At 47.2% G+C, this 23180-nt stretch carries 18 protein-coding genes; 5 read left to right on the top strand and 13 right to left on the bottom strand.

Going from position 1 to position 23180, the window contains the following annotated elements:
- Positions 1-92 precede the first annotated feature (92 nt).
- Genes C825_RS00570 through C825_RS00560 form a run of 3 tightly spaced genes read right to left on the bottom strand, consistent with a single transcriptional unit; the run spans position 93 to position 5565 of the window.
- Complete coding sequence (locus C825_RS00570) at positions 93-1433, bottom strand: TolC family protein (protein ID WP_010800976.1); 1341 nt, start codon at positions 1431-1433, stop codon at positions 93-95.
- Positions 1430-4459 (bottom strand): efflux RND transporter permease subunit, encoded by a 3030-nt coding sequence (locus tag C825_RS00565; protein WP_010800975.1) that lies wholly within the window; start codon positions 4457-4459, stop codon positions 1430-1432. Before C825_RS00565 ends, C825_RS00570 begins: the two co-directional genes overlap by 4 nt.
- Before the next feature lie 8 nt (positions 4460-4467).
- Positions 4468-5565, bottom strand: a complete 1098-nt coding sequence (locus C825_RS00560; RefSeq protein WP_010800974.1) for an efflux RND transporter periplasmic adaptor subunit — start codon at positions 5563-5565, stop codon at positions 4468-4470.
- A gap of 185 nt (positions 5566-5750) precedes the next feature.
- Here C825_RS00560 and C825_RS00555 point away from each other — a divergent pair, with 185 nt between their 5' ends.
- The 5 genes from C825_RS00555 (at position 5751) to C825_RS00535 (ending at position 13941) form a co-directional block, all read left to right on the top strand.
- Positions 5751-5987 (top strand): DUF4248 domain-containing protein, encoded by a 237-nt coding sequence (locus tag C825_RS00555; protein WP_009860145.1) that lies wholly within the window; start codon positions 5751-5753, stop codon positions 5985-5987.
- 70 nt (positions 5988-6057) lie between these two features.
- Positions 6058-8433, top strand: a complete 2376-nt coding sequence (locus C825_RS00550; protein ID WP_010800973.1) for a DUF3987 domain-containing protein — start codon at positions 6058-6060, stop codon at positions 8431-8433.
- 485 nt (positions 8434-8918) lie between these two features.
- On the top strand, positions 8919-13004 hold the full coding sequence (locus tag C825_RS00545; RefSeq protein ID WP_010800971.1) for a DUF6383 domain-containing protein: 4086 nt from the start codon (positions 8919-8921) through the stop codon (positions 13002-13004).
- A 313-nt stretch (positions 13005-13317) separates the two neighbouring features.
- Complete coding sequence (locus C825_RS00540; RefSeq protein WP_010800970.1) at positions 13318-13467, top strand: hypothetical protein; 150 nt, start codon at positions 13318-13320, stop codon at positions 13465-13467.
- A 36-nt stretch (positions 13468-13503) separates the two neighbouring features.
- Complete coding sequence (locus tag C825_RS00535; protein WP_009860141.1) at positions 13504-13941, top strand: DUF5053 domain-containing protein; 438 nt, start codon at positions 13504-13506, stop codon at positions 13939-13941.
- On the opposite strand, the gene C825_RS00530 is transcribed toward C825_RS00535, so the two are convergent.
- The 10 genes from C825_RS00530 to C825_RS00485 form a co-directional block, all read right to left on the bottom strand.
- A complete protein-coding gene (locus C825_RS00530) occupies positions 13942-14493 on the bottom strand; it encodes a chromate transporter (protein ID WP_009860140.1) in 552 nt (183 codons plus the stop codon).
- Position 14494: 1 nt separating this feature from the next.
- The gene (locus tag C825_RS00525) at positions 14495-15025 is read right to left on the bottom strand and encodes a chromate transporter (RefSeq protein WP_009860139.1); all 531 of its coding nucleotides are present in this window, start codon (positions 15023-15025) and stop codon (positions 14495-14497) included.
- A 56-nt stretch (positions 15026-15081) separates the two neighbouring features.
- Positions 15082-16380 carry a murein hydrolase activator EnvC family protein gene (locus C825_RS00520; protein WP_010800969.1) on the bottom strand — a complete coding sequence of 433 codons (1299 nt, stop codon included), beginning with the start codon at positions 16378-16380 and terminating at the stop codon, positions 15082-15084.
- Positions 16381-16382: 2 nt separating this feature from the next.
- Complete coding sequence (gene lolB1 / locus C825_RS00515) at positions 16383-17261, bottom strand: lipoprotein insertase outer membrane protein LolB1 (RefSeq protein ID WP_016213058.1); 879 nt, start codon at positions 17259-17261, stop codon at positions 16383-16385.
- Positions 17258-19018 (bottom strand): tetratricopeptide repeat protein, encoded by a 1761-nt coding sequence (locus C825_RS00510; protein ID WP_010800967.1) that lies wholly within the window; start codon positions 19016-19018, stop codon positions 17258-17260. The genes lolB1 and C825_RS00510 overlap by 4 nt, the downstream gene beginning before the upstream one ends.
- Positions 19019-19147: 129 nt before the next feature.
- The gene (gene dut, locus C825_RS00505) at positions 19148-19582 is read right to left on the bottom strand and encodes a dUTP diphosphatase (RefSeq protein WP_009860135.1); all 435 of its coding nucleotides are present in this window, start codon (positions 19580-19582) and stop codon (positions 19148-19150) included.
- A 39-nt stretch (positions 19583-19621) separates the two neighbouring features.
- Positions 19622-21460, bottom strand: coding sequence for a 4-hydroxy-3-methylbut-2-en-1-yl diphosphate synthase (locus tag C825_RS00500; protein WP_010800966.1), 1839 nt, complete (start codon positions 21458-21460; stop codon positions 19622-19624).
- Between the two features lie 186 nt (positions 21461-21646).
- Complete coding sequence (gene purE, locus C825_RS00495; protein WP_009860133.1) at positions 21647-22153, bottom strand: 5-(carboxyamino)imidazole ribonucleotide mutase; 507 nt, start codon at positions 22151-22153, stop codon at positions 21647-21649.
- Positions 22154-22534, bottom strand: a complete 381-nt coding sequence (gene gcvH, locus C825_RS00490; RefSeq protein WP_009860132.1) for a glycine cleavage system protein GcvH — start codon at positions 22532-22534, stop codon at positions 22154-22156. It abuts the gene before it with no gap.
- Between the two features lie 16 nt (positions 22535-22550).
- Positions 22551-23171, bottom strand: a complete 621-nt coding sequence (locus C825_RS00485) for a phosphatase PAP2 family protein (protein ID WP_009860131.1) — start codon at positions 23169-23171, stop codon at positions 22551-22553.
- Between the last annotated feature and the right edge of the window lie 9 nt (positions 23172-23180).

Here is a 23180-nt window from a genome sequence, read left to right as displayed (position 1 = left end):
CTTGCGTATCTGACAACATTTTCGAGTAGCGACCTACCGTATCCACTTGAAAAATCGGTTAACAGGAGTATCTTGATCATATCCGGGTGTTTTTAGAAACTCGCTTTCTCCGGCTCCGGTGCCACATACGTTAATATCTGGCCGCTCAGTTGGAGGAGGGAGATTTCGCAGAGTTTGGTCGAATATTCGGCGATGGATTGCCGTTCTTCGGCTTCCAGCAAGCTGATCTGGGCTTCACGCAATTCGATGCCGGATAATTCACCCAGTTTGTAACGGTCTATTGCGATGCGATGGTTTTCGAGAGCGACAATTACGTTTTCCTTTTCCAGGCTCCACAGGTCGAGGTTGTTCCGGTAAGCCATCCACAGATTACTCATGTCGGCACGGAGGCCCAGTTCCAGTTCCTGCTTTTTCAGCTGGCTGTTTTCTATCTGGATGCGGGCGTTGCGCCGTTCGCGGCGGCGGTTGAAACCGTCGAACAGGTTTAATCCGACAGTCAGTCCGTAATTTAATCCTAAGCGCTGTTGCAGGTCGGTTGCTCCCACTTCGTACCAGTTGGCTGTGTAGCCATAGCCGGCATTCAGCTTCACATACGGGTAATCGCGGCTTTTTACTTTCTTGTAATCCAGCTCGGAGAGTGTCTGATTCTTCTGGGCGATCAGCAGGGAGGCGTTCGAAGCCAGCGTGCTTTGCCAGAGATCTACTTCGTCCAGGAATATGTTCGGGCGTATCACCGAATCTTTTAAGGCGATCTGTTCGTCGATATTATCCAATGCCATCAGCTCGTTCAGCCGGATACGGGAAGTGTGGACGACCTTCAACTGGTTCAGCACGTTTGAACTGTCGGCGTTGAAGTCGACCTGCGCCTGTTGCAGGTCCATTCGCGAACCTGAACCGATATGATAGCGTTCTTCTGCGATGCGGACACGTTCACGGGAAAGGTCCAGGGAAGAACGCAGGTTGCGCAGACGGATATACTGGCGGATCATATTATAATATTCGCCGGAAAGCGTAGCGACAAAATCTTCTATCGTCAGGCGGGTATCCAGTTCACCCATTTTTTTCAGTTCTTTCAGGCGGGCGTATTCGGCCTGGATGCCGAAACCGTCGAATACCGTCCAGTTTACGTTCAATCCGATATTCCCCGTTTCACTGTTCACACCGTTTTCCCTTTCGGTCGTACCGTCAGATAGTTTGTTACGGTTATTGTTGACCGTACCACTGAATCCGCCGCTTAAATCTATTGTAGGCAGATAACCGGCGTTGCCTTGTGTGGCGTTATTATCGCTGATCAGTTGCTCGTTACGTATGATACGGATGGAATAATTCCGTTCCAATCCGGTTTCGATGCATTGTTTCAGGCTGTACACCTCCTGCGCTTTTGCACCTAAAGCCGCAGAAACAGCCAGTATCGTTATCAGGATTCTTCTCATATCTTTTTTGCTCTGTCTGTTGATATAAAACTATACATGGCGGGGACGATGAACAAGGTCAGGAAGGTTGAAACCAACATACCGCCGACAACGGCAACACCCATCGCAATACGTCCCTGCGCCCCTTCGCCACTGGCATATACCAGCGGAACTAATCCGAGGATCGTAGACACACTGGTCATCAGGATCGGACGCAGACGTTGTGTGGATGCCGAACGGATCGCTTCGGCCATACTCAATCCCGCCTCCTGGCGCTGGTTGGCAAACTCCACGATCAGGATACCGTTCTTCGCCACCAGACCGATCAGCATGATTATACCGATCTGACTGAATATATTCATCGTGATACCCGAATAACTCATAAACATCAAAGCACCCGCAATAGCCAACGGCACGGTGAACATCACCACCAGCGGGTCTTTGAAACTCTCGAACTGGGCGGCGAGTACCAGATAGATCATCAGCAACGCCAGGATCATGGCGAACATCAGACTAGAAGAACTCTCACGGAATTCCTTCGACTCGCCGGAAAGGGCGGTACGGAAACTGCCGTCGAGCGTCTCAGCCGCAATACGGTCCATTTCGTCCAGGCCGTCGCCTATGGTATAGCCTTTGTTCAGACCGCTGGATACCGTCGCCGAAACGAAACGGTTATAACGGTATAGCTGGGGCGGTGCCACGTCTTCAAGCAATGACACCATATTGTCCAGCTGGATCATCGAACCGTTGTCGCTGCGTACGTAAATCGACTTCAGGTCGAGCGGCGTGTTACGCTGCTGGCGGTTGATTTCGCCTAATATCTGATATTGTTTACCGTTCATATAGAAATACCCCATGCGCTGCCCGCTCAGTGCATACTGCAATGTCTGGGCTATGTTGCGGGTACTGACGCCCAGCGAAGAAGCCTTGTCGCGGTCGATCTCGATGCGCGTTTCCGGCTTGGTGAATTTCAGGTTCACGTCCGCCATCTGGAATATAGGGCTTTCGTTGACCTTTTGCATGAAGGTCGGCAGGTGTTCCGCCAGTTTTTCCAGGCTGGGAGCTTGTAGTACATACTGTACCGGCATACCTCCGCGGCGTCCCCCGAAGGTGGACTGCTGTTGAACGAATGCGCGTGCCTGAGTCTCTTTTCTCACGGCAGCCGATAGTTTTTCGGCTATTTCCATCTGTGAGCGTTCGCGTTCTTTGATGTCCGGCAGAATCACACTGATATTGGCATTGCTGCTGGAAGCACGGTTCGTCAGGAACTTGCGTTCGGGTGCTATGGAATCGGCCAGTTCGGCTATCCGGTCGGAATAATCGCGGATGAACTCGAAGGTGGCCCCCTCCTGGGCACGCATATTGATGGAGATGGAAGAACGGTCTTCCAGCGGTGACAATTCGGAACGGATCGTTTTCCAGAAATATCCGATCGAACCGAACATGACAACCACGATCGGGATAGCCCACCATTTATGGCTCAGGAAATAATTGAGCGACCGGGAATAAATAGTATTCAACCCTTCAAAGAAAGGTTCGGTCTTTACATACAGCCAGTTTTTCTTTTCCCGCTTGCGCAGTAATTTGGTGGCAAGCATCGGCGTGAAGGTCAGGGCGACAAACGAAGAGATCGTCACAGAACCGGCGATCACAATACTGAACTCCTTGAACAACCGGCCGGTCATCCCCTCCATAAATACGATCGGAAGGAATACCGATACCAGCGTAACGGTCGTTGAGATTACCGCAAAAAAGATTTCCTTCGAACCTTCGATACCCGCCTCTTTCGGATTCATCCCTTGTTCGATACGGACATATATATTCTCGGCCACCACGATCGCGTCGTCTACCACCAGACCGACCGAGAGCACGACTGCCAACATGGTCAATACGTTGATGGAGAAACCGGAGATATACATCACGAAGAAGGCGCCGACCAAGGATACCGGGATCACCACGCAGGGCACCAGCGTAACACGCCAGTCGCGCAGGAACAGGAAGATGATCAACACAACCAGCGCCAGCGCCACATAAATCGTCTCTTCCACCTCGTAGATGGAGGCACGGATAAAACGGGTATTGTCGTAGATCATTTCTATCGACACATCTTCGGGAAGGTCTTTCTTTAACTGTTCGATACGGTTGTAGGCCTCGTCGGCTATCTCGATATGATTCGCTCCCGGCTGGGGAACGATTACGCAGATAACCATCGGTTCGCCGTTCTTACGCAGGATACTGCGTAAGTCTTCCGGTGCCAATTCCGCCCGCCCGACATCTTTAAAGCGGACGATATTGTTTCCGTCTTCCTTGACAATCAAGTCGTCAAACTCTTTTGCCGTATGCATCAGTCCCAGTGTACGGATAGACAGGTCGATCGTATTTCCTTCGATACTACCGGAGGGCAACTCCACGTTTTCCGCATCTACCGCGTTTTTCACGTCCAAAGGAGTGACCCCGTAACCCGCCATCTTGATCGGGTCGAGCCACAGGCGCATGGAGTAACGTTTTTGTCCCCAGATATCCACACCACTCACATTGGAGATCGTCTGCAAACGTTCTTTTACCGTCAGTTCGGCGATTTCGCTCAGTTCCATCAGCGAACGCCTGTTGCTCTGTACGCCGATCTGCATGATAGGGGTAGCATCGGCGTCGGCCTTCGATACGGTAGGAGGGTCGCAGTCGCGCGGCAGATAGCGTTGTGCACGCGACACCTTGTCGCGCACGTCGTTGGCAGCCGTTTCCATATCCACCGACAGTTCAAATTCGACGGTGATACGGCTGCTACCCTGGCTACTGACACTGCTCAACGAACGGATACCCGGTATACCGTTGATATTTTGCTCCAACGGCTCCGTGATCTGGTTCATGATAACCTCGGCATTCGCTCCCGGATAGGATACGTTGACCGAGATAATGGGCTGGTCCACACTGGGGAACTCGCGAACCCCCAGGAACTTGTAGCCGATCATACCGAACAGCAGGATGACAAGCATCATTACCGTCGAAAGTACCGGCCTGTTTATACTGGTTTCCGATATATTTGCCATAGGGGAATTTAATACAGATTATCAATTGTTACTTGCATGCCGGTGCGTAGCTGCATCACGCCCGAAGTGATCAGGGTATCGCCCGGCTGTATGCCTTTAAGTACCTGTACCTGGCTTTCCGTACGCAGGCCGATCTCTATTTCTGCGGGTTCGGCTACTCCGTCTTTATACAGGTAAACAACGTTCTTGCCCATTTCCGGAATCAGCGCTTCGCTCGGGATAGCCAGCGCATCCTTGATCTCACGCTTGGTGATCTCTACGGAAGTGTAACGGCCGGGGAAAATGCTTTCGTTTGTATTGGGATACGTGGCGCGCACCTTCAGGGTACGGGTCGTCATATCCATTTTACTTTCGACGGCATATACTTTCGCGTTGTAGTCGCGCATGATACCGTTCGAATCTTCCAGGCGGAAGACGATCATCGTTCCGTTCTTCACATCGTTTGCATATCTTTCGGGAATGGAAAATTCAATCTTTAACGGAGATATTTTAGTCAGCTTGGTAATGACGGTCGTCGGAGAGACATAGGCCCCTTCGCTGACCGAGCGCAGACCGATGATCCCGTCGAAGGGAGCGCGCAGTTCGGTTTGCAGGATATTGGCTTTTACCAGGTCGATGTCGGCCATCAGCTTTTCATACTCAGTCGTTACCTGTTCGTAGGCCTCCTGGCTGACCGCATCTTTTTCCAGCAAGGTGCGCTGGCGGTATACCCTGTCTTTTGCCAGCGGGATCTGGGCTTCCAGCTTCCTGAGCTGTGCCTGTAAGGGTTTATCGTTGATCTTGGCCAGCAGGTCGCCGGCTTTCACATGCGTTCCTTCGCTGAAATAGATATTCACCACTTTTCCGGACGATTCGAAGGATAAGTCTACTTCTTCGTCGGGAATGATACTGCCAGTACTGATTACTTTGTCGGTCAGTGATTGGAATTTCAACACTTCGGCGTTAATGTTCAGCACTTGCTTCCGTACGCCTGTACCTGGTGCGGGAACTACAACGGAATCCTTGCCTGATGCTGTCAACTGGTTCTTAACCTGTGGATAAACAATCATTCCTGCAATCATCAGGAAGATTGCGGCGGTAACGCCCCACTTCACTCTCTTCGTCATATTTTCAATGGTATCTACTTTAAAACTTATCAATAGGCATGTAAATATACACAACTCAATCGAGATATAGACAAACGGAATAAAAAAAGGTTTAATCGGTGGTGATAAATATCTCTTTTTTCTTGCGTCTTATTGTATTATTTACTATATTTATACCATTGAACAACGCTTAAAATTTAAGACTTATGAAAGAAATGTATTGCGAAAAAACAAATTACAAAAGAGCGTATGGAGTGACCGAATTCGCCCAATTGTATTTTCCGGGTCGTACACCGATGGTTGCCTATCAACGTATGTGGGAATGGATACGCACTTCGCGCGGGCTGAAAGCGAAACTGGAAGCTGCCGGATGGGTGAAATTCCAGAAACTTTACACACCCAAGCAAGTGGCGGTATTGATCGACCATCTGGGAGAGCCTTAATGCACAGACCTTTTACGATCTGTTGCCAATAATCATCGCGGCATTCTGTCCGCCCTAAACACTTAGTATTATGAACATGGAATTAAACCAAACCGTTGAATGTACTTTCTTTGCTTCTGCATTCAACGTCAACGATCTGCAAATAACAACTTTAGACCAGTACATCGACCAGATCAGAAGTAAAAAGTATGCCTCCGCTATCACTCGCCTCCGTGCCGAATATCTTGCCGGGCATACGGAAGAAGGGGATAAGCGTAAAAAGAAACTACCGCTGCTTGTTGCCGGAGGAATCATGAAAGGGGGACGAAAACGCGAACACCTGGTACACTACAGCCATTGCATCATTGTCGATATCGACGGCGTGCCGACTTCGGCAGAAGATATTCTCCGCCGGGCAGAGGGGTTGCCTTATGTTAAAGCCGGGCATATCAGTGCTTCGGGCAAAGGCGATAAACTTTTCGTATTGGTAGACAGTGACCTCGATCTTCATTTGCCGGCTTTCGAAGCCGTCTGTCGCAAGTTGGAAAACGACTTGCCCGGCATCATGGTCGATTACTGCGGGAAAGATCCTAACAGGGGATGCTTTGTCAGCTATGACCCAACTGCTTTTTATAAGGAAAAGTCCGAAGTCGTTCCTGTCAAGGTGGAAGCTCCGCCGGCACCGCAGAAACATGTTACGGCTTCAGCCATCCCGTCTTCCGACGGAGCGCTGGGCAATTACATGGATAAGTTTGAGACCGACAATTCTTTCTCTTCCGGCAATCGCCATACGTTTGTCATGAAACTTTCGGGGGCCTTGAACGCTGCCGGATTCGAAGAGTCCGAAGTGAAAAGAGAATGCCTGAGCCGCTACGTGGAACCGGGTTTTACGGAAAAAGAGGTTGCCGGTATCGTTTCGGATATCTATACCCGTTATCGTTCGTCCCACGGAAGCAACCCTTATTGCCCTCCCGAGCACCGGAAACCGCATCAAAAACTCAAAAGCCCCAAAAGTTTACCTGATCGTCCCGATAGCGAAGAAACGGACGAATTTGAGAACGAAGGCGTTGATATAGAACCGGATGAAATCCTTCTTCCTCCTTTCCGGGAAGAGTTTTTCCAGTCGTTGCCGTCCCTTATCCGGGACATTCTGACGTATGCCCGCGATGATACCGAGCGAAGCGTCCTTTTGTTGTCGTCGCTGGCCATGTTGAGCAGCGTAACGCCCCATGTGCAGGGTTCCTTTGCGCGGAAAGAGTATCAGGCTCCTTTTTACGGAGTAGTGATCGGCGAATCCGGAAGCGGGAAGGGCTGTGTCGCCTCCCTTTTTAAGCTGATCGCTTCGTGGCAACGCTATGTGTACGACAATTCACGTTGCGAGGTGAAGGAATATTTGAAGAAAAAGGAAGAGTATGAATTGTATCAGAAGTTACTGTTGCGTTCGGGAGGAAAGAAACCGGCCGGACTGGCTCCCGAAAATCCGGAACCGATAAAACAGATGAACCTGAATATCTCCGGTTATACCTCGCTGGCGCGGATGATCGAGCAACTGGAAACGAACAGCCATTATGCTTCCTGCCTGTTTGAAACCGAGATGGAGGCGGTGACCAACACATTGTTTCAGGAGTATGGCAACTATGGTTATCTGCTGAACCAGGCGGCCCATCACGAACGGATCGGCAATTCCACCAAGACGAACGGTTCCCTGCTGGCTTCTTATCCGTTGCTGAGCATGTTGCTGACGGGTACGCCGGAGATGTTCCGTCGTCTGGTCCCTTCGGCGGAAAGCGGTTTGTTCAGCCGTTTGATGGTCTATAAGATTGCCGGGCACGGTGAATACCGTCCGCTTACATCGGAAGATGACACTCCGGCGGCAGCCCATTATTTCGATAGCCTGGCGGAGCGGGTACTGGATATCGGCGTGCATCTGGACAAGCATCCTACCTGGGTTCATTTCAGTGATACGCAGCGTAAACGGCTGAACCGTTATTTCAAACAAGAATATAATAACGTACGTGTGTTCGGGCATGAAGATGTGGCTTCCGCCGTGTTGCGTTACCGGCTGGCTATCTTTCGTATTGGTATGGTGCTCACGGCGATTCGCAAAGGGGAGGCACTGAGTGAGGAAAAAGATTGGGTGATCCGTGACGATGATTTCGAAGTGGCTTTCCATATCGGTACGATCTGTTTACAACACACCTATGTGGTGAGTACTTCCCTGAAGAGGAATAAAAAGGAGTTGCGTTATAAAATGCCATTCACTTCGCAGAAAATCTTTGCCGAGATGCCGCTAAAATTCAAGCGTGCGGAGATTCGTGACGCGGGACATGTCCTCCTTCTTAGCAAATCTTCGGTCGACCGCTTATTGACTTCGGCTGAGAAAAACGGGTTAATCATTTCATTAGGAGCCGGTTATTTTCATAAAACGACCAAAGGCCGGGAGATTACCGTACCGATAATACCTTAGGGAATTTTTGAGGCTTTTGACGCAATTAACTGTAGTTAACAATCACTTTCCCAAAACCCCCTTTTCTCCCAACGGGTAGTAACTGGCCTGAAAACGAGTAGGCATCGGGGTTCTGACGAATAGGCAGCCATTTCTGATGGGTAGGCACCGGATAGGATATTCCTGAAAGGTGAAATTTATGTATGCTTTGAAATATAAAGTATATGTGGAAAATTGAATGACTAAAAAAAACGTTCCTTTTTTCTCGCCAGCAAAGTTACCACATTCTTTTAATCCTCCAATCATTTTCAAAATATTTTTTTCTTTCCTATATCCTTTCTTATCAACAGAATAGCAAAGTGAGTACGAAAATCGCTCTTTTGAACACAAAGATAAAAGAAGCGAAAAACAATGGCGAGAAAAAAGGAACGTTTTCTCTAGTCATTCTTATAGAATCAATCAAATTTGAGACATATAAATAAAGTATTAATTTTAAATTTTTTCGTATGCGAAACTTTACTAAAACAAAAGTGCTAACTCTTAGCGCTATGTTGGTTTTGGGCTCAGCATCGGTATTTGGACAGGTAAAAGATGCTCCTGCATGGGGTGCCCCCGAATATCTAGGTTTGACTGCTGCTCAAAAACCTATTTTGTATGAAGCTGAAGGTAATGATGTTCTGCCGGGTTTCCCTGGTAAGGCTTTAAAAACTGTAGATGGAAAGAAAGTTTGGGGTAATGGTGTTTATTTCCGTGCTTTTAGCGAGGATGTAAACACTGTATATTATCCTTCTATTACCGAAAAGCCGACAAACAATTATACTGCTACTACAGTATGGCAGAGTGCTGACTCTTTAGGTATCTTTTTGGGTGACAGGCAGAGTGGTGAGTTGATGTTCGATTTGTCAACTAAGTACATGACAAATGTACGTGAACTGAAAGTTAAGTTAAGTGCTGAGAACTTCGGTTTGGCTGCAACTTCTTCTGCTGATTGGCATATTAAAATTGCTGTATTTGATTTGGAAGGTAATCCAGTAAAGAGAAGTGAAATATTGAAAAATGGTTCTGCTTCTGCTAATGCTGAATTTAAATCTGACGGTGCAATCTTTAAAACAGGAGCTGCTGATGTAGAAGATAAAGTAATCAATTTGTTCGATGTTGTAACTGATCCGATTACTGATGCAAGAATGTTTATTGAAGGTTCTTTGGATAATAAGTTGATCCAGGTGACCTTGTGGTCTGATTTTGTTGCAATTCAGGAAGTAGGTTCAACTATGAGCCACTTTGCTCCGGCATTGGTTGTTAGCGGTTTTGCTATGAATTTCAACGAACCGACTTTAGCTTTGACTGCTGATGTGACATCTTTTGAAGCTGGTTTAGGATTAAAGAGCTGTACATATGGTACTTTGAAGGTTAGTGCAGAAAATATCAAATTACTTCCTAATACTACTGCTGAAACTTTTGCTTGGACAAATGTTACAGCTGATAACAAAAATGTTGTTCGTGAAAATTTCAGAAAAGTTTTGACGGGTACAGAATGGGAAGATGAAGTAAAATATGACTTCCAACCTGAATCAATTAATACTTTCTCTGGAAAATATGTTGCTAAGGTATTTGAAGGTGATGTATTGAATCCTATCCGTTTGTCTGCTGAAACAGGAACAATTACAGCAAACTCTGTTCCTGAATTAGCTTTCGCTAAAGATCATATCTTTTTCAATGAAAATTGCCAGACACAAGAAGTAGAAGTTGTGGGTAAGAATATTCCTGATCAGACAAAATACCCGATGGATTTCTTGGCATATGAAAAGATGACTTCTGATCAGTGGAGCGCATATGGCAAAGTAAAAATAACTGACGGTATTGAATATTCTTCATGTGGTGTAATAGAAGAAGGTTCTAAATTGACTTTAGCGTTGAGAGAATGGACTAACGACATCACTCGTGAAGAAGCATGGAAAATCGCAGTGAATGCAGACTACAAACCGTTAGGTTTTGATGCTTATGGAAAATTCGGCTGGGCATTGGCTGCTGCTAGAGTTGGTGCATTGTGGTTGACTTATGAAGGCGAAAACTTTGACGGTACAGTAGGTCGTTATACTGCCGACAATGTATTCTTTGCTCCTTATAATAAGAAAGATGCATTGGATAACTCTCGTTATGCTTCACGTGTTAAGAAATTGGTGTTGCATGGTAGCGAATTGAAACCTACAGGAAATGACGGTATCGCTAAAATTCGTGTAACTTTACAGAATATTGCAAATGCAAACCAGAATGATACAGATAACCAGGAATTCCGTTTCAAATTGAGCGAAGATGGTGCTTGGGTAAATAACAATACGGATACATTGGAAATCAGCATCAATACATTGGACGATGCTAAGATGAAGCAGTTCCGTGAAGAAGGTCTTCCTATTTACGTACAGTTCGTTCCGAATAAGGATGGCTTCTTGGATCCTGAAAAAGCAAATGTAAAAGAATGGAATCCTGATACATATGAATTGCAAGTTTGGGCTGTAGGTGTTGAGTCTGAAAGCAATTGTCCGTTATGTGGTGTTGGTGTAGTTGCTGGTTTATATGGTGATACTCGTGCTAATCTGTGGAGTAATATCAATAACTTGAGCCTCATCGAAGAAATGCACAATTCTTATCGTCCTTCATTTGGAACAAATTTACCGAACTTAGTATATCCTGAATTCCAGAAGTATTTTGGTAAGGTATATCAGGATGAATGTGATTACGTAAACCCATTGGCAGTAGACTCATTCTACGTAGCTGGTTACAACTTGGAACAAGTAGTTAATGTAACTCGTAAAGCGAATGTAAACGCATATCCGAATGCATTTACTTATGTAATCAAGGATATGTTGAATGGTGGTGCAGCTGTTGATAAACTGACTCCGAACCAATATGGTGAAGTGTTAGGTTTAGTGGTTGTAACATTCAATCAAGCAACTAAAAACGGAGCTATGCATAGAGCTGAAGATTTGTTCACTGTTAAGTCTAACGAAAATGTAATGACTTGGACAGACGGTGAATTGAATCCGTTAGAACAGTTTAATTATATGCATTATGTAAATGAAGGTGGAGTATATGGTTTCATTTACAAACCGGAAATTACAATCACTCCTGCTGGAGACATCACTGCTAATGTAGATGAAGAAGCTAATGTGAATGTTGTTATCGAAGGTAAAGAATTCAACCCGCTGACTGCAACAGAAGCTATTAAGGTTTCTTTGGGTACAGTAAATTATGATAACCCATTTACTTTGACAGCTCCGGCAAATGTGAAAGTTGATGTGAACGGTTCTTTCACTGCTACAGCTACTGTTAAGTATGCTCCGACTGCTGCTACTGCTTGTGCAAAAGAAAATGTATTGATCGTAGAGGCTAACTGCTTAACGAATGATTTGGCAATTGCTGGAGAACCGACTGTTGGAGATGAACTTCCTGTATTGCAACCGATGGTACACGGTGATATCGACGGTGCAACAGCTGTCTTGAAATGGGAAGGTATTCCGGGTGCTGACTATTATGTAGTACAGGTAGGTCACTTGGCTCCGAAGAATACATCTAAGAATGTCTTCATGTCTGAAGTATTGGCTAAGAGCAAAGGTTCTAACCAGAATAGTGATATTTTGTCTGTAGAGTTGTTCAACGGTACAGGTAAAGTAATCAATCCTAAAATGATTGTTAACTATTATCTGAAAGTAGTTCGTACAGATAAAGCTGGTGACGAAGAAGTATATTATGGTCACTTCAAGAATACAACTATCAATACATTCAATCTGCAAGGCGGTTGGACAAACAGTGCTGTGATCATCAGTGAATTCCGCGATAAGAAGGGTACAGATGAAAACGCAGGTAACCTTGTAAACATCACAATTAGCGATCAGTATCGTTATAATGTATATCTGATGGAAGGTGAAAATCAGATCGACGTCTTCACATTCGGTGAAGCTGGTGCTCACTTAGCACGTAAGGCTTATAACGGTATGCCTGAAAACCAGGGTGAATTCAACATCACTGACTGGGAAACTATCAATACTTCTTTAGTTGATGGCAACGGTATTGCTTCTTATTGGTGGGAAGGTCCTGAAAACGTAGAGTTCAACTTGGTTGATGGTGCGGAATCTGTAAAAATTCATGCTGGTAACGAAGCTAACTATACGAAGGATGGCAAATACTTAACTGTAAATGTTAAGAACATGAAGCCGAATAGCTTGTATGATGTAACAGTTACAGCTTATCATCCTTGTCTGTTTGCTGATGGTAAAACTTTGTTAGCACAAGAATTCATTCCTACTTCTCAGTTCGTTGGTGACAATGTAGGTGAAATCGAAATCGAAGTTGGCAAGGAAGGTACTGTTACAGCTAACGATGAAATCAATGCTTCTGCTGTGAAGGTTGTTGCTGGCGAAGGTCAGATCACAATTGTTGGTGCAGCAGGCAAGAGAGTAGCTATCAACAATCTGCTGGGTCAGACAATTGCTAATACTGTTATCACTTCTGATGACGCTGTTATCAAAGCTCCTGCAGGTATAGTTGTAGTAGCTGTTGAAGGAGAAACAACAGTTAAAGCTATCGTAAAATAAGAAATTATTTATAATCAATAAATTAGAGTTGACTGCGTGATTCCGTATGGAATTAATTAACCTGCGACAGGCGAACAAGTGGTCATATTAATACTAAAGTAATGAAATAAAGTTCTTCTGTTCTACCTCTGTGAAGAGTGAAAACAGACAAAAACAAAGCCCCGGCAGAATTTCCTGTCGGGGCTTTCGTATGAAATAGGGAAACAGTGGAGGATCACTGAAGAAAAGTTCTAAAGTATTTGCGTATATACAATTGTATATGTAGCTTTGCAGTGTCTGAAAGAACAAAACATTAACTATAAAAAATTATACAATGACAAATGAAGAAATTGACGAACAGATCCGGTATCTAAATGAAGAGTTGATACCTTATAAGTCCCTTGGACTTTCGGAGAGAGAACAACAAATAAAACTGGATATGTTGCTGGAAGAAATAATCCGGCTGAGAAATTTAAAGAAGTGAAACGACACTCCTTTACGGAGTAAATATCATAATAATATGAATGAAGATTTGATCAAAAAAATATTTCCCACCAAAGAGATGCAGGAAGATTTCCTGACATATGAGAAATTAAATGAAGCAGACCGGGATAAATTTATGGCTGAAAAGCAAGAACAGTTTGCGCAAGAACCTGCAGATATCCATAAGCGACGTGTTGAAGATGCAATTAAAGCAGGTGAAAATACAGTAGAGGAATTGCAGGAACTTTTTATTCTTAAACAAGTCCAAAATGTTTCACCTTTCATTTCCCTGTCAGAGATATCTAAAACTTATTTTGGTAAGTCGCGTGGATGGCTCTCACAGAGATTGCACGAAAACAAGGTTCGTGGGCGCAGGGTTAGTTTGAAGCCGGAAGAAATTAATATTCTAAAGTCTGCATTGCTCGATATCTCCGATAAATTAAAGCATACGGCCATGCAATTGGACTTCTCATAATTACCAATACAATATCAACCCCGCAACCCCGGCCAATGCAATCATCAGTATCGGATGGACCTTGAACTTCCAGGTAAGGATGAAGGCGGCACCGAAGATCAGGAAACTTTTGTAGTCGATGAAGTTCTCTTTGTTCATCAACATGAGTGCGGCGGCGGCGATCAGTCCGACTGTGGCCGGACGCAAACCCGTAAAGGCGGCAACGACATATTTGTTGTTCTTGAACTTGGCAAAAAAGTAGGAGATGACCAGTACCAGTATGAACGACGGCAAACATACGGCAAATGTGGTCAGACAGGAACCGAGGACAGCCATAAATGGCGAATATCCGGCATTATGTATGGCCGTATAGCCGATATAAGTCGCACTATTGATCCCGATCGGACCGGGTGTCATCTGAGAGATTGCGACAATGTCCGTGAATTCTTGCAAGGATATCCATTTGTAGCGGTCCACTACATCAGCCTGTATCAGTGAAAGCATGGCATATCCGCCACCGAAACCGAAGATCCCGATCTTCAGGTAAACGTAAAGTAACTGTAACCAGATCATATCAATTTTTCTTTATCTTTAAACCATATACCAACCCGCCTGCAATGGCAACCAGGATGATCCATACCGGCGAAACGCCTCCTATCCAGATCAGCAACGCGGCTGCAACAGGGATAAGCATCGTGAGATAACTCAGTTTGATGGAACGTGCCGTAGTGATACAAGGCACGGCGATCAGCGCCACGACGGCGGGACGTAAGCCTTTGAATATCTTTTCAATCCATTCATTGTCCTGTACGCGGGTGAAAAACGTGGCGATCAGCAGGATAATCAGGAAAGACGGCAGGATTGTCCCGAGTGCGCAAACTACACTTCCCATACTTTTTTTCAACTTGTAACCGACAAAGATGGAGATGTTTACGGCGAAGATGCCCGGTAACGACTGGGCAACGGAGAAAAGGTCGATGAAATCTTCTTTCGACAGCCAGCCGCGGTCTACTACCTCCCGTTGTATCAAGGGTAGCATTGCATAGCCACCGCCTATCGTCCCCACACCAATTTTCAGGAAAGTAAGAAAGAGTGTCAAATACATTGTCATTTTTTTTTAAAGTCAGTGGCAAAGGTAGGAAACTTTTTTTAGTCAACTGCTCAGTCCAGCCACGGAGTAGGGTTCAGCTTGGTCTTTTCTTTCCAAAGCTGGAAATGAAGGATGGTGGCATTGCCACTCTCCGTATCGGTGAATATCTTTCCGATAGTCTGACGGGTGCTGACTTTATCGCCTGCCTTTACATATACCTGGCTCAGGTTGCTGTATACGGTCAGGTAATTACCATGACGTATGATGACGGAATTATTGTAGCCGGGCACTACGAATACACGGGTTACTTCGCCATTGAAGACGGCACGGGCTTCGGCTCCGGGATTTGTCTGAATGTCGATACCGCTGTTGTTGGTGCGTACGTATTTCAGTTCCTGATGCTGTTGTTCGCCGAAGGTTCCGACGATCGTATAACGTCCGGCTACCGGGAAGGGCAGGCGGCCACGGTTGCCGGCGAAGTCGTCGGACAGTTTCTTTTCGGCGCGTGTCATGGCATAACCGCCTTTGGTATCGGCTACGCGTTCTTCCTGTACGGGCTCTTTGACCGGCTCTTTTCCTTCTGCTTTGGCCTTTTCGCGGGCACGGCGTTCACGTTCGCGGGCGGCCTTAGCTTCGGCTTCGGCACGGGCTATCTCTTCGGCAATCTGCTTTTCGATCTGACGGTTCAGGGCATTGGCTTGCTGCTGCTTCTTCCGGAGTTCTTCTTTCAGCTGCTTTTGTTTTTTGTTGAGTTGCTGTACTTCGGCTTTCTGGCTGGTTTCCTCGGTCTGGAGCTTTTGGCTCTCCTGTTCGCGGGTTCCCAGCAATGCGTTCTTTTCGGAACGTGTCTTTTCCAGTTCTTTTTGTTTGAGGGTGATCTCGGTTTGTTTGTCGATGATCTCGGTGGCCTGGAGCTTCTGCCAGTCGGCATATTCACGCAGGTAACGCATACGGCGCATGGATTGTGCGAAATTATCGGCGGAGAGGATAAAGAGCAGTTTATCCTGCGAACTGCGGCGTTTGTACATGCTTTGCATAGATTTACCGTAGTTCTCACGTTTACCGTCCAGTTCTTTTTCCAGCTTATTGATCTCACGGCGGGAAGCGGTTATCTGGTTATCCAGTTCGCCTAGTTCCTGGTTGAGCAGGCTGATCACCTTTTTACGGGAAAGGATCTGCTGGGAGAGCAGATTCAGCCGGTTGAGGGTGTTCTGGGCTGTTTGCGTCGTCTCTTGCAGTAATTGGTTTGTCATTTCGACCTCGGCCAGCGCTTTCTTTCGCTGTTCTTCAAGCTGTCTCACCCGGGCGGACTTCTGTCCGAAGGCGGTCAGGGCAGATAACGTGAATATGACAAACCAAATGTACTTCATTTTTATTGCTGGCTGTTACTGATTGATTTTATGATTTGTGCAAAGGTAATACGTTTATACTTAGCCGGAATGGAAAAGTCCAGATTAACCGGAACATTCGTTTGGATGCGGGAGAAACGGAAAGCGATGCCTCCCTGCGACGAACCGTTTGCCAGGACCTGTACGTCCATCAGCATCGGGAAAGGCTGTCCTTCCGCCACGCGGAAATCGGAATAGTCCCATTGCAGGGCATATTGCTCGGACGGGTCGGTGATATAGGTGGAAAGCAACTTCTCTTCGCCGTCGGCAAAGAAGGTGTAAAGCAGTCCCATCGTGTCTTTGACCTTGATCTCGGCAGTCGAACCTTCCTGGTTCAGTTTGAAACGTTTGTACTGTTTGGGGTCTATCTCCTGTTTGCCGGGCAGGAAGATATGGTTGGTGAACAGTGCCTGGAGGTTATAAAAGTTAAATTCGATCGGTGTCTGGCCTTTCAGGTCGGCATAACGTTCGGCGACATACCGTTTGTTCATGCGGTCTACTACCTTTATGCTGTCGACGGTAAATTCGGCGCGGAAAACTTCGATCCCCAGGAATGGCTGTACGGATAGCTGGAAGGCGCTGTCCCTGACCATCTTCAGGTCGACACGCGAACTCATGTTGTTTTTGGCCGTTTTCAGTTCTGCATTCAGGCGTGCCGTCATCGTATTGAACTGAAAAGAATGTTCTTCCATGGCCTCGAAAAACTCGTCGTGAGCCTTGGCACTGCCGGAGGCTACCGTCCCGACTTTCTTTGATGTTTTACAGCCGGACAAGAACAGGATGATCAATAAGATAAAAGCCAGACTTACCCATTCCCGTGCCTGACACGGGATCGCGGGGACAAGAGTTGTCATCCTTCTCATTTTGCTTCCTCCTCTTCGATATATTTGCCTTCTATGATCTTGCGGTCGAGTATTTCGCTTTCTTTACCCATTTCGCGGGCCTTTTTCCATTGTTCTATGGCTTTGTCCTTGTCTCCTATCATATACAGGATGTCGCCGTAATGGTCTACCAGTTCCGAACTTTTCGTCGTGTCTTTCTCCAGGGCGCTTTCGATGTAGATCTTGGCCAGGGTATAATTGCCCTGTACGAAGAATATCCATGCGTATGTATCCAGATAGGTCGCATTGTCCGGTTCGAGCTTGATGCACTGGGCGCTCATGCGTTCCGCCTTTTTCAGGTCTTTTTTATCCAGGGAAAGGAAATACGCGTAGTTGTTGAGGACAACGATGTTGTTGTCGTTGTATTTCAGTGCTTCGTCGTAAGCCTTGTATGTCTGGTCCATTTGTTTCATCTGATAGTAGATGTCGCCGATCTGTCCGTAGAAATCGGATTTAAGCCGGGGATTATCCGTCGGGATGATGTTGATACCTGCATAGTAGGTGTTCAGGGCTTCCTGGTATTTCTCCTGCTGGTAATAAGCGATACCCAGATAGAAATAATATTCGGGTGCATCCGGGAACAGTTCCTGGCATTTGGTACAGATACGGATCACTTCGGGAATATCTTCGGCTTTCAGCGACATATTCAGCAGTTGTTGCCAGGCAGCGGCGTTTTCGGGCTCCATCTCTGTGATAAGCTGGAACTGGAAACGGGCTTCATCCGTTTTCCCCTGCGTGATCAGCAGGCTGCCGTACATCTGTTTCAGGTCGGTGTCTTCCGGATGTTGTTCGAGCAATGTCTGGAACAAAGCGTTGGCGCTGTCCGTCCCTTTCTTCGTCTGTTGCAACTTCAGGATATAACGGGAGAGGATGGCGACTTTGGTGTCTACGTCGAGTTTTTCATTGATCAGGGCGTTGCGTATCTGCGTTTCGGCGGCATCCTTGTTGCCGGTCGCTTCGTAGTAGTTGGCCATAGAGACGATGTAGTAAGGGTTACCCGGGTCGATCTCATGGGCTTTCTGGTAGTAGGCGCGGGCCTTTATCGTGTCGTTCTTTTCCAGGTGAAGGTCACCCAGGATGATTTGGTAGCGGGCTTCCATCGGATATTTGATAGCCAGCTTTTCTATTTCGTTGAAAGCGGCATCCGATTGTTCCAGCTGGTTGTAGAGCTTGTATTTCTGCATGGAGAGCGCCTCGTTCATGCCGATGGACGATTCGAGGGCGTTGTAGGCATCGATTGCCTTGCCGGTTTCGCCTTCCTGTGTCAGTGCTTCTGCCAGGTAATAGTTCAGTTCCGGTTTTCCGGGAAAGGCTTTTACCAGTTTCTCATATTCCTCGGCTGCTTCTCCGTACATACCCAGGTTGCGGCTGATAGTAGCCAGTGCCATCCGGTAGGTGAAGTTGTTCGTGCTGTTGGCTACGGCGCGCTGCAACATCTCGACCGCCTTTTCCGGCCGGTTCATCTGCACATAGAACGATGAAAGTTCATACAGTACAGGAGATGCCGTCGAGTCGATGGCCATGCAATGGTTGAAAGCGTCGAAAGCGGCATCGAACTTTCCGGCTGTTTTCAGGTTCAGCCCTTCGAAGAAGAAATAGTCGAATTTCCGTTGTTCGGCTTCACTTAATTCTTTTGCCTTGGTGGGAGTGTCTTTCCGGGTCTCTTCTGCATGCAAGGGGTTGATTCCCGTCAGCAGGAGGAGTGAAAAAAGTATCCCGTATATTAGTTGTTTCAACATATATCTTATTCTATGTTCTTATTTAATCTGATTTGTTACGGTAGTCGTCAACGGTAACTGACGGCTTCCGTCAACGAGGGGTGACGACCTCCGTCAACGCCCTTTGACGATCACCGTCAAAAGGAGGGGCTATTTCTTGCCCGTATGTCCGAAACCTCCGGCTCCCCGTTCCGTATCGTCCAGTACCTCTACCGGCTTCCAGTCGATCTGGCTGTAGGTGGCGATTACCATCTGGCAGATACGCTCCCCGTCGTTCACGGTGAACGGTTCGGAAGAAAGGTTGACTAGAATGATTCCGATCTCACCCCGGTAATCCGCATCGATCGTTCCCGGCGTATTCAATAGAGTGATACCGTGTTTCAGTGCCAGGCCGCTGCGGGGGCGCATCTGTGCTTCGTAACCTTCGGGCAGGGCAATATATAATCCGGTCGGGATCAGCTTACGTTCCAATGGTTTCAGCACTACGGGTTCTGTCAGGTTTGCACGGATATCCATACCTGCCGACAATTCTGTTGCATAGGCAGGCAGCGGGTGATGTGATTTATTAATTATCTTTACTTCCATATTATATCTTGATTTTGAGGGACGAAGATAGTACAAATATCAGTTCTGCCAGTCACCGTTCTCTTTTATTAACTGAACTAAACGTTCTACTGCATCTTCTTCGGGGATGTTTTTCAGTACGCATTCTTTGCCTTTGTAGAGGCTGATCTGCCCGCGTCCCGCACCTACATAACCGTAGTCGGCATCAGCCATTTCGCCGGGACCGTTTACGATACAGCCCATGATGCCGATCTTCAATCCTTTCAGGTGGGAAGTGGCTTCTTTGATGCGGGCAATCGTCGTTTGCAGGTCATAGAGCGTACGTCCGCAACTCGGGCAGGAGATATATTCTGTTTTGCTGATGCGCGAACGGGTTGCCTGGAGGATGCCGAACATGTAACTGTCGGTGACCAGGGCTTCGCATTCATCGTTATTATGTAGCATGATACCGTCGCCGAAACCATCGAGCAGCAAGGTCCCGAAGTCGGCTGCCGCTTTGAGTTGCAGGGCTTCCTTGTCCGGTTCGTGATAGTCGCGGTGAAGGATGACGGGGATATCGCAGCCCGCTGCCAGTAATTTGTGCATGGCTGCACGTTGCGATCCGACACCGTTGCGGTGGTGGGTGCTCAGGACTGCCACGGCTGTTTTATCCTGTTTCAGTATCTCCAGCGTCTTGTCCGTCAGGTCATTGTATGTCAGGCGGATGAATTTCAGCGGAGAGTTGTATTCTTTCATCTCCTCTATTTCGGAAGCGATGAAGTAAGGGTAGGCATTCGGACGTTCTTTCCAGAAATGGGCATCTACCAGCATGCGGAAGTTGTCGGGAAGATTGTCCGGGTCTTCTTTGCCGATGTATATGTAATCGGGTAGGGAAGAATAGTCGAATTCAAAGTAGCCGTTGCTACGGTCGGAGATGACAACGGGAGGGAAATTGCCTCCGATGCCTTCCGTTACCCGGCTGATGCGGCGTGTGGCTGTTACCGGGTCGTATCCGGGAACTGCCTGGGCGGTAATCGGCCTGTGCTCCCGGAGTTCCAGTATGTAGTTTACCAGTTTGCGGGCAACCGGTATTTCTGCTTCCGGGTCTTCGCTGAGGGATACGCGGATGGTATCGCCTATTCCGTCGGTCAGCAGGGCGCCGATACCGACAGCACTTTTAATGCGGCCGTCTTCACCGTCACCGGCTTCGGTCACTCCCAGGTGGAGCGGGTAGTGCATGTCTTCTGCCTCCATGGTACGGACGAGCAGACGTACGGTGCGGACCATGACAACCGTGTTGGATGCTTTGATGGAGATTACCACGTCCGGGAAATTCTCGTCCCGGCAGATACGCAGAAATTCCATGCAGGAGGCAACCATTCCTTCAGGGGTATCACCATACCGGCTCATGATACGGTCGGACAGTGAACCATGATTTACGCCAATGCGGATGGCGGTTCCGTGTTTTTTACAAATGTCGAGGAAAGGGACAAAACGGTCGCGTATCTTCTGCAATTCGGCGGCATATTCTTCGTCGGTGTATTCCAGAAGGTCAAATGTTTTTACTTTGTCAACGTAGTTACCGGGGTTGATACGTACTTTCTCTACCACTTCGGCGGCGGCATCGGCCGCTCTGGGGTTGAAATGTATGTCGGCAACGAGCGGGGTGGTATATCCCTGGGCATTCAGTTCTTTCCGGATCTCTCCCAGGTTGCGGGCTTCGCGTTCTCCCTGTGCGGTGAAACGCACATATTCGGCTCCGGCTTCGATCATGCGGATGGCCTGGCGGACAGAGGCTTCGGTGTCCATGGTGGATACATTGGCCATGGATTGGATACGTATCGGGTTCTCGCCCCCCAACGGGGTGTTTCCTATATTGACAACAGATGATTTACGGCGACTGTAATTAAAATAATCCATTTACTAGTTTGTTTTGGGGAACATGGCCGGAGCGTCCGGTGGTATCTGTTTCCCCTCTTGAGAGGAGATAAGGGGTGTGTTATCTTTTCGCCTTATTTACTGGCTTTAACACACCCCCTGCCCGCTCTCAAGAGGGGAAAAGTTACCTTTCAGTCGCTAAAAACAGGCTATGTTCCAACAATCTGATTAATTAGTTTTGTATTTAAAAGATACCTGAGCTAACTCTTCGTTGGCTTTTACGATCTTTTTCTTCAGATTTTCCTTGTAATCGGCCAGCTTGCCCTGGAGTTGTTCGTCTCCTACGGCAAGCATCTGGACTGCCAGGATTCCGGCGTTTAATGCTCCGTTGATACCGACAGTGGCAACAGGAATTCCCGGAGGCATCTGTACGATAGCCAGCAGGGCGTCCATACCGTCGAGTGTAGAGTTGATAGGCACACCGATTACCGGAACGGTAGTCATGGATGCAATCACGCCACACAGGTGTGCAGCCATACCGGCTGCGGCGATAATAACTTTAATACCACGGTCTTTGGCTCCTTTGGCAAAGGCTTCCACTTCAGCCGGAGTACGGTGGGCAGACAAGGCGTGCATTTCGAAAGGAATCTCCATTTCGTCCAGCAACTTGGCTGCTTTTTCCATTACGGGCAGGTCGGAAGTGCTGCCCATGATAATACTTACTACCGGTGTCATTTATTTTGCGATCAGTTGTTCGTATTCGGCAGCCGACAGCAGGTCGTCCAGTTCAGAAGGGTCAGACATGGAAATCTTGATCAACCATCCGTTTCCGTAAACATCTTCGTTTACCAGTTCAGGTTTGTCTTCCAGTTCGGAGTTTGCCTGGATCACTTCTCCGCTAACCGGCATGAACAGGTCGGAAACAGTTTTTACAGCTTCGATTGTACCGAAAACTTCTTCTTTGGCAACGACTTCGCCTTCAGTGGTGATGTCTACAAAAACGATTTCGCCTAATTCGCTCTGAGCATAGTCAGTGATACCGATATAGGCAACTTCGCCGTCTACACGAATCCATTCGTGATCTTTTGTGTACTTTAAATCAGCAGGAAAGTTCATAACTTTAGTGTTTTTATTAGATGAATAAATAGATATAACTCAATAATGAGGCTACAAAGGTACATATAAAACCGAGACAAAAGCCGGCATATACCTGCATAGGAGTATGCCGTTTTAAAAAGATACGTGAAGTACCGACCAGCCCGGCTGCCAGCAGTATGATAATGAATCCCCAGTAAGGATTTATCAGGTGGATGCGCGCAACACCCATGATTCCTCCGAGAAGTCCTCCGATGCCCAGCGCATGGGCACTGATCTTCCAGAAGAAGTTAATGCACAGGGAAAAGAGCAATGCTACGCAGGCCCCCATCAGCAACGAGAGGAACCAGAACGGGATCATCATCTTGTACATATAAAATATACAGACCATGATGGAGGTGATGATGATCAGGTAGGGAACTACCCGTTCTTTGCGGTCTGTCAGTTCCAGGTCGCCGGCGGCCCCGTTCTTGACCATCAGAAAGATGAAAATTCCCGGAACGACGGCTGTCGACAGGAAGGCTCCGCCAACCAGAAACAACTTCATGGTGGGCGGGTAGATCGCCAGGTATGTGAATGACAATGCCAGAATGACTCCATACGTTATCATTAGTAACGGGTGGAACATGCCGGATATTATATTTGAAAACAATCTCATAACGCTTCA

This window comes from Parabacteroides sp. ASF519, assembly GCF_000364265.2.
Taxonomy (GTDB): domain Bacteria; phylum Bacteroidota; class Bacteroidia; order Bacteroidales; family Tannerellaceae; genus Parabacteroides; species Parabacteroides goldsteinii.
Note: the sequence above shows the minus strand (reverse complement) of the source record. Positions and strands in the feature narration are given on the sequence as shown.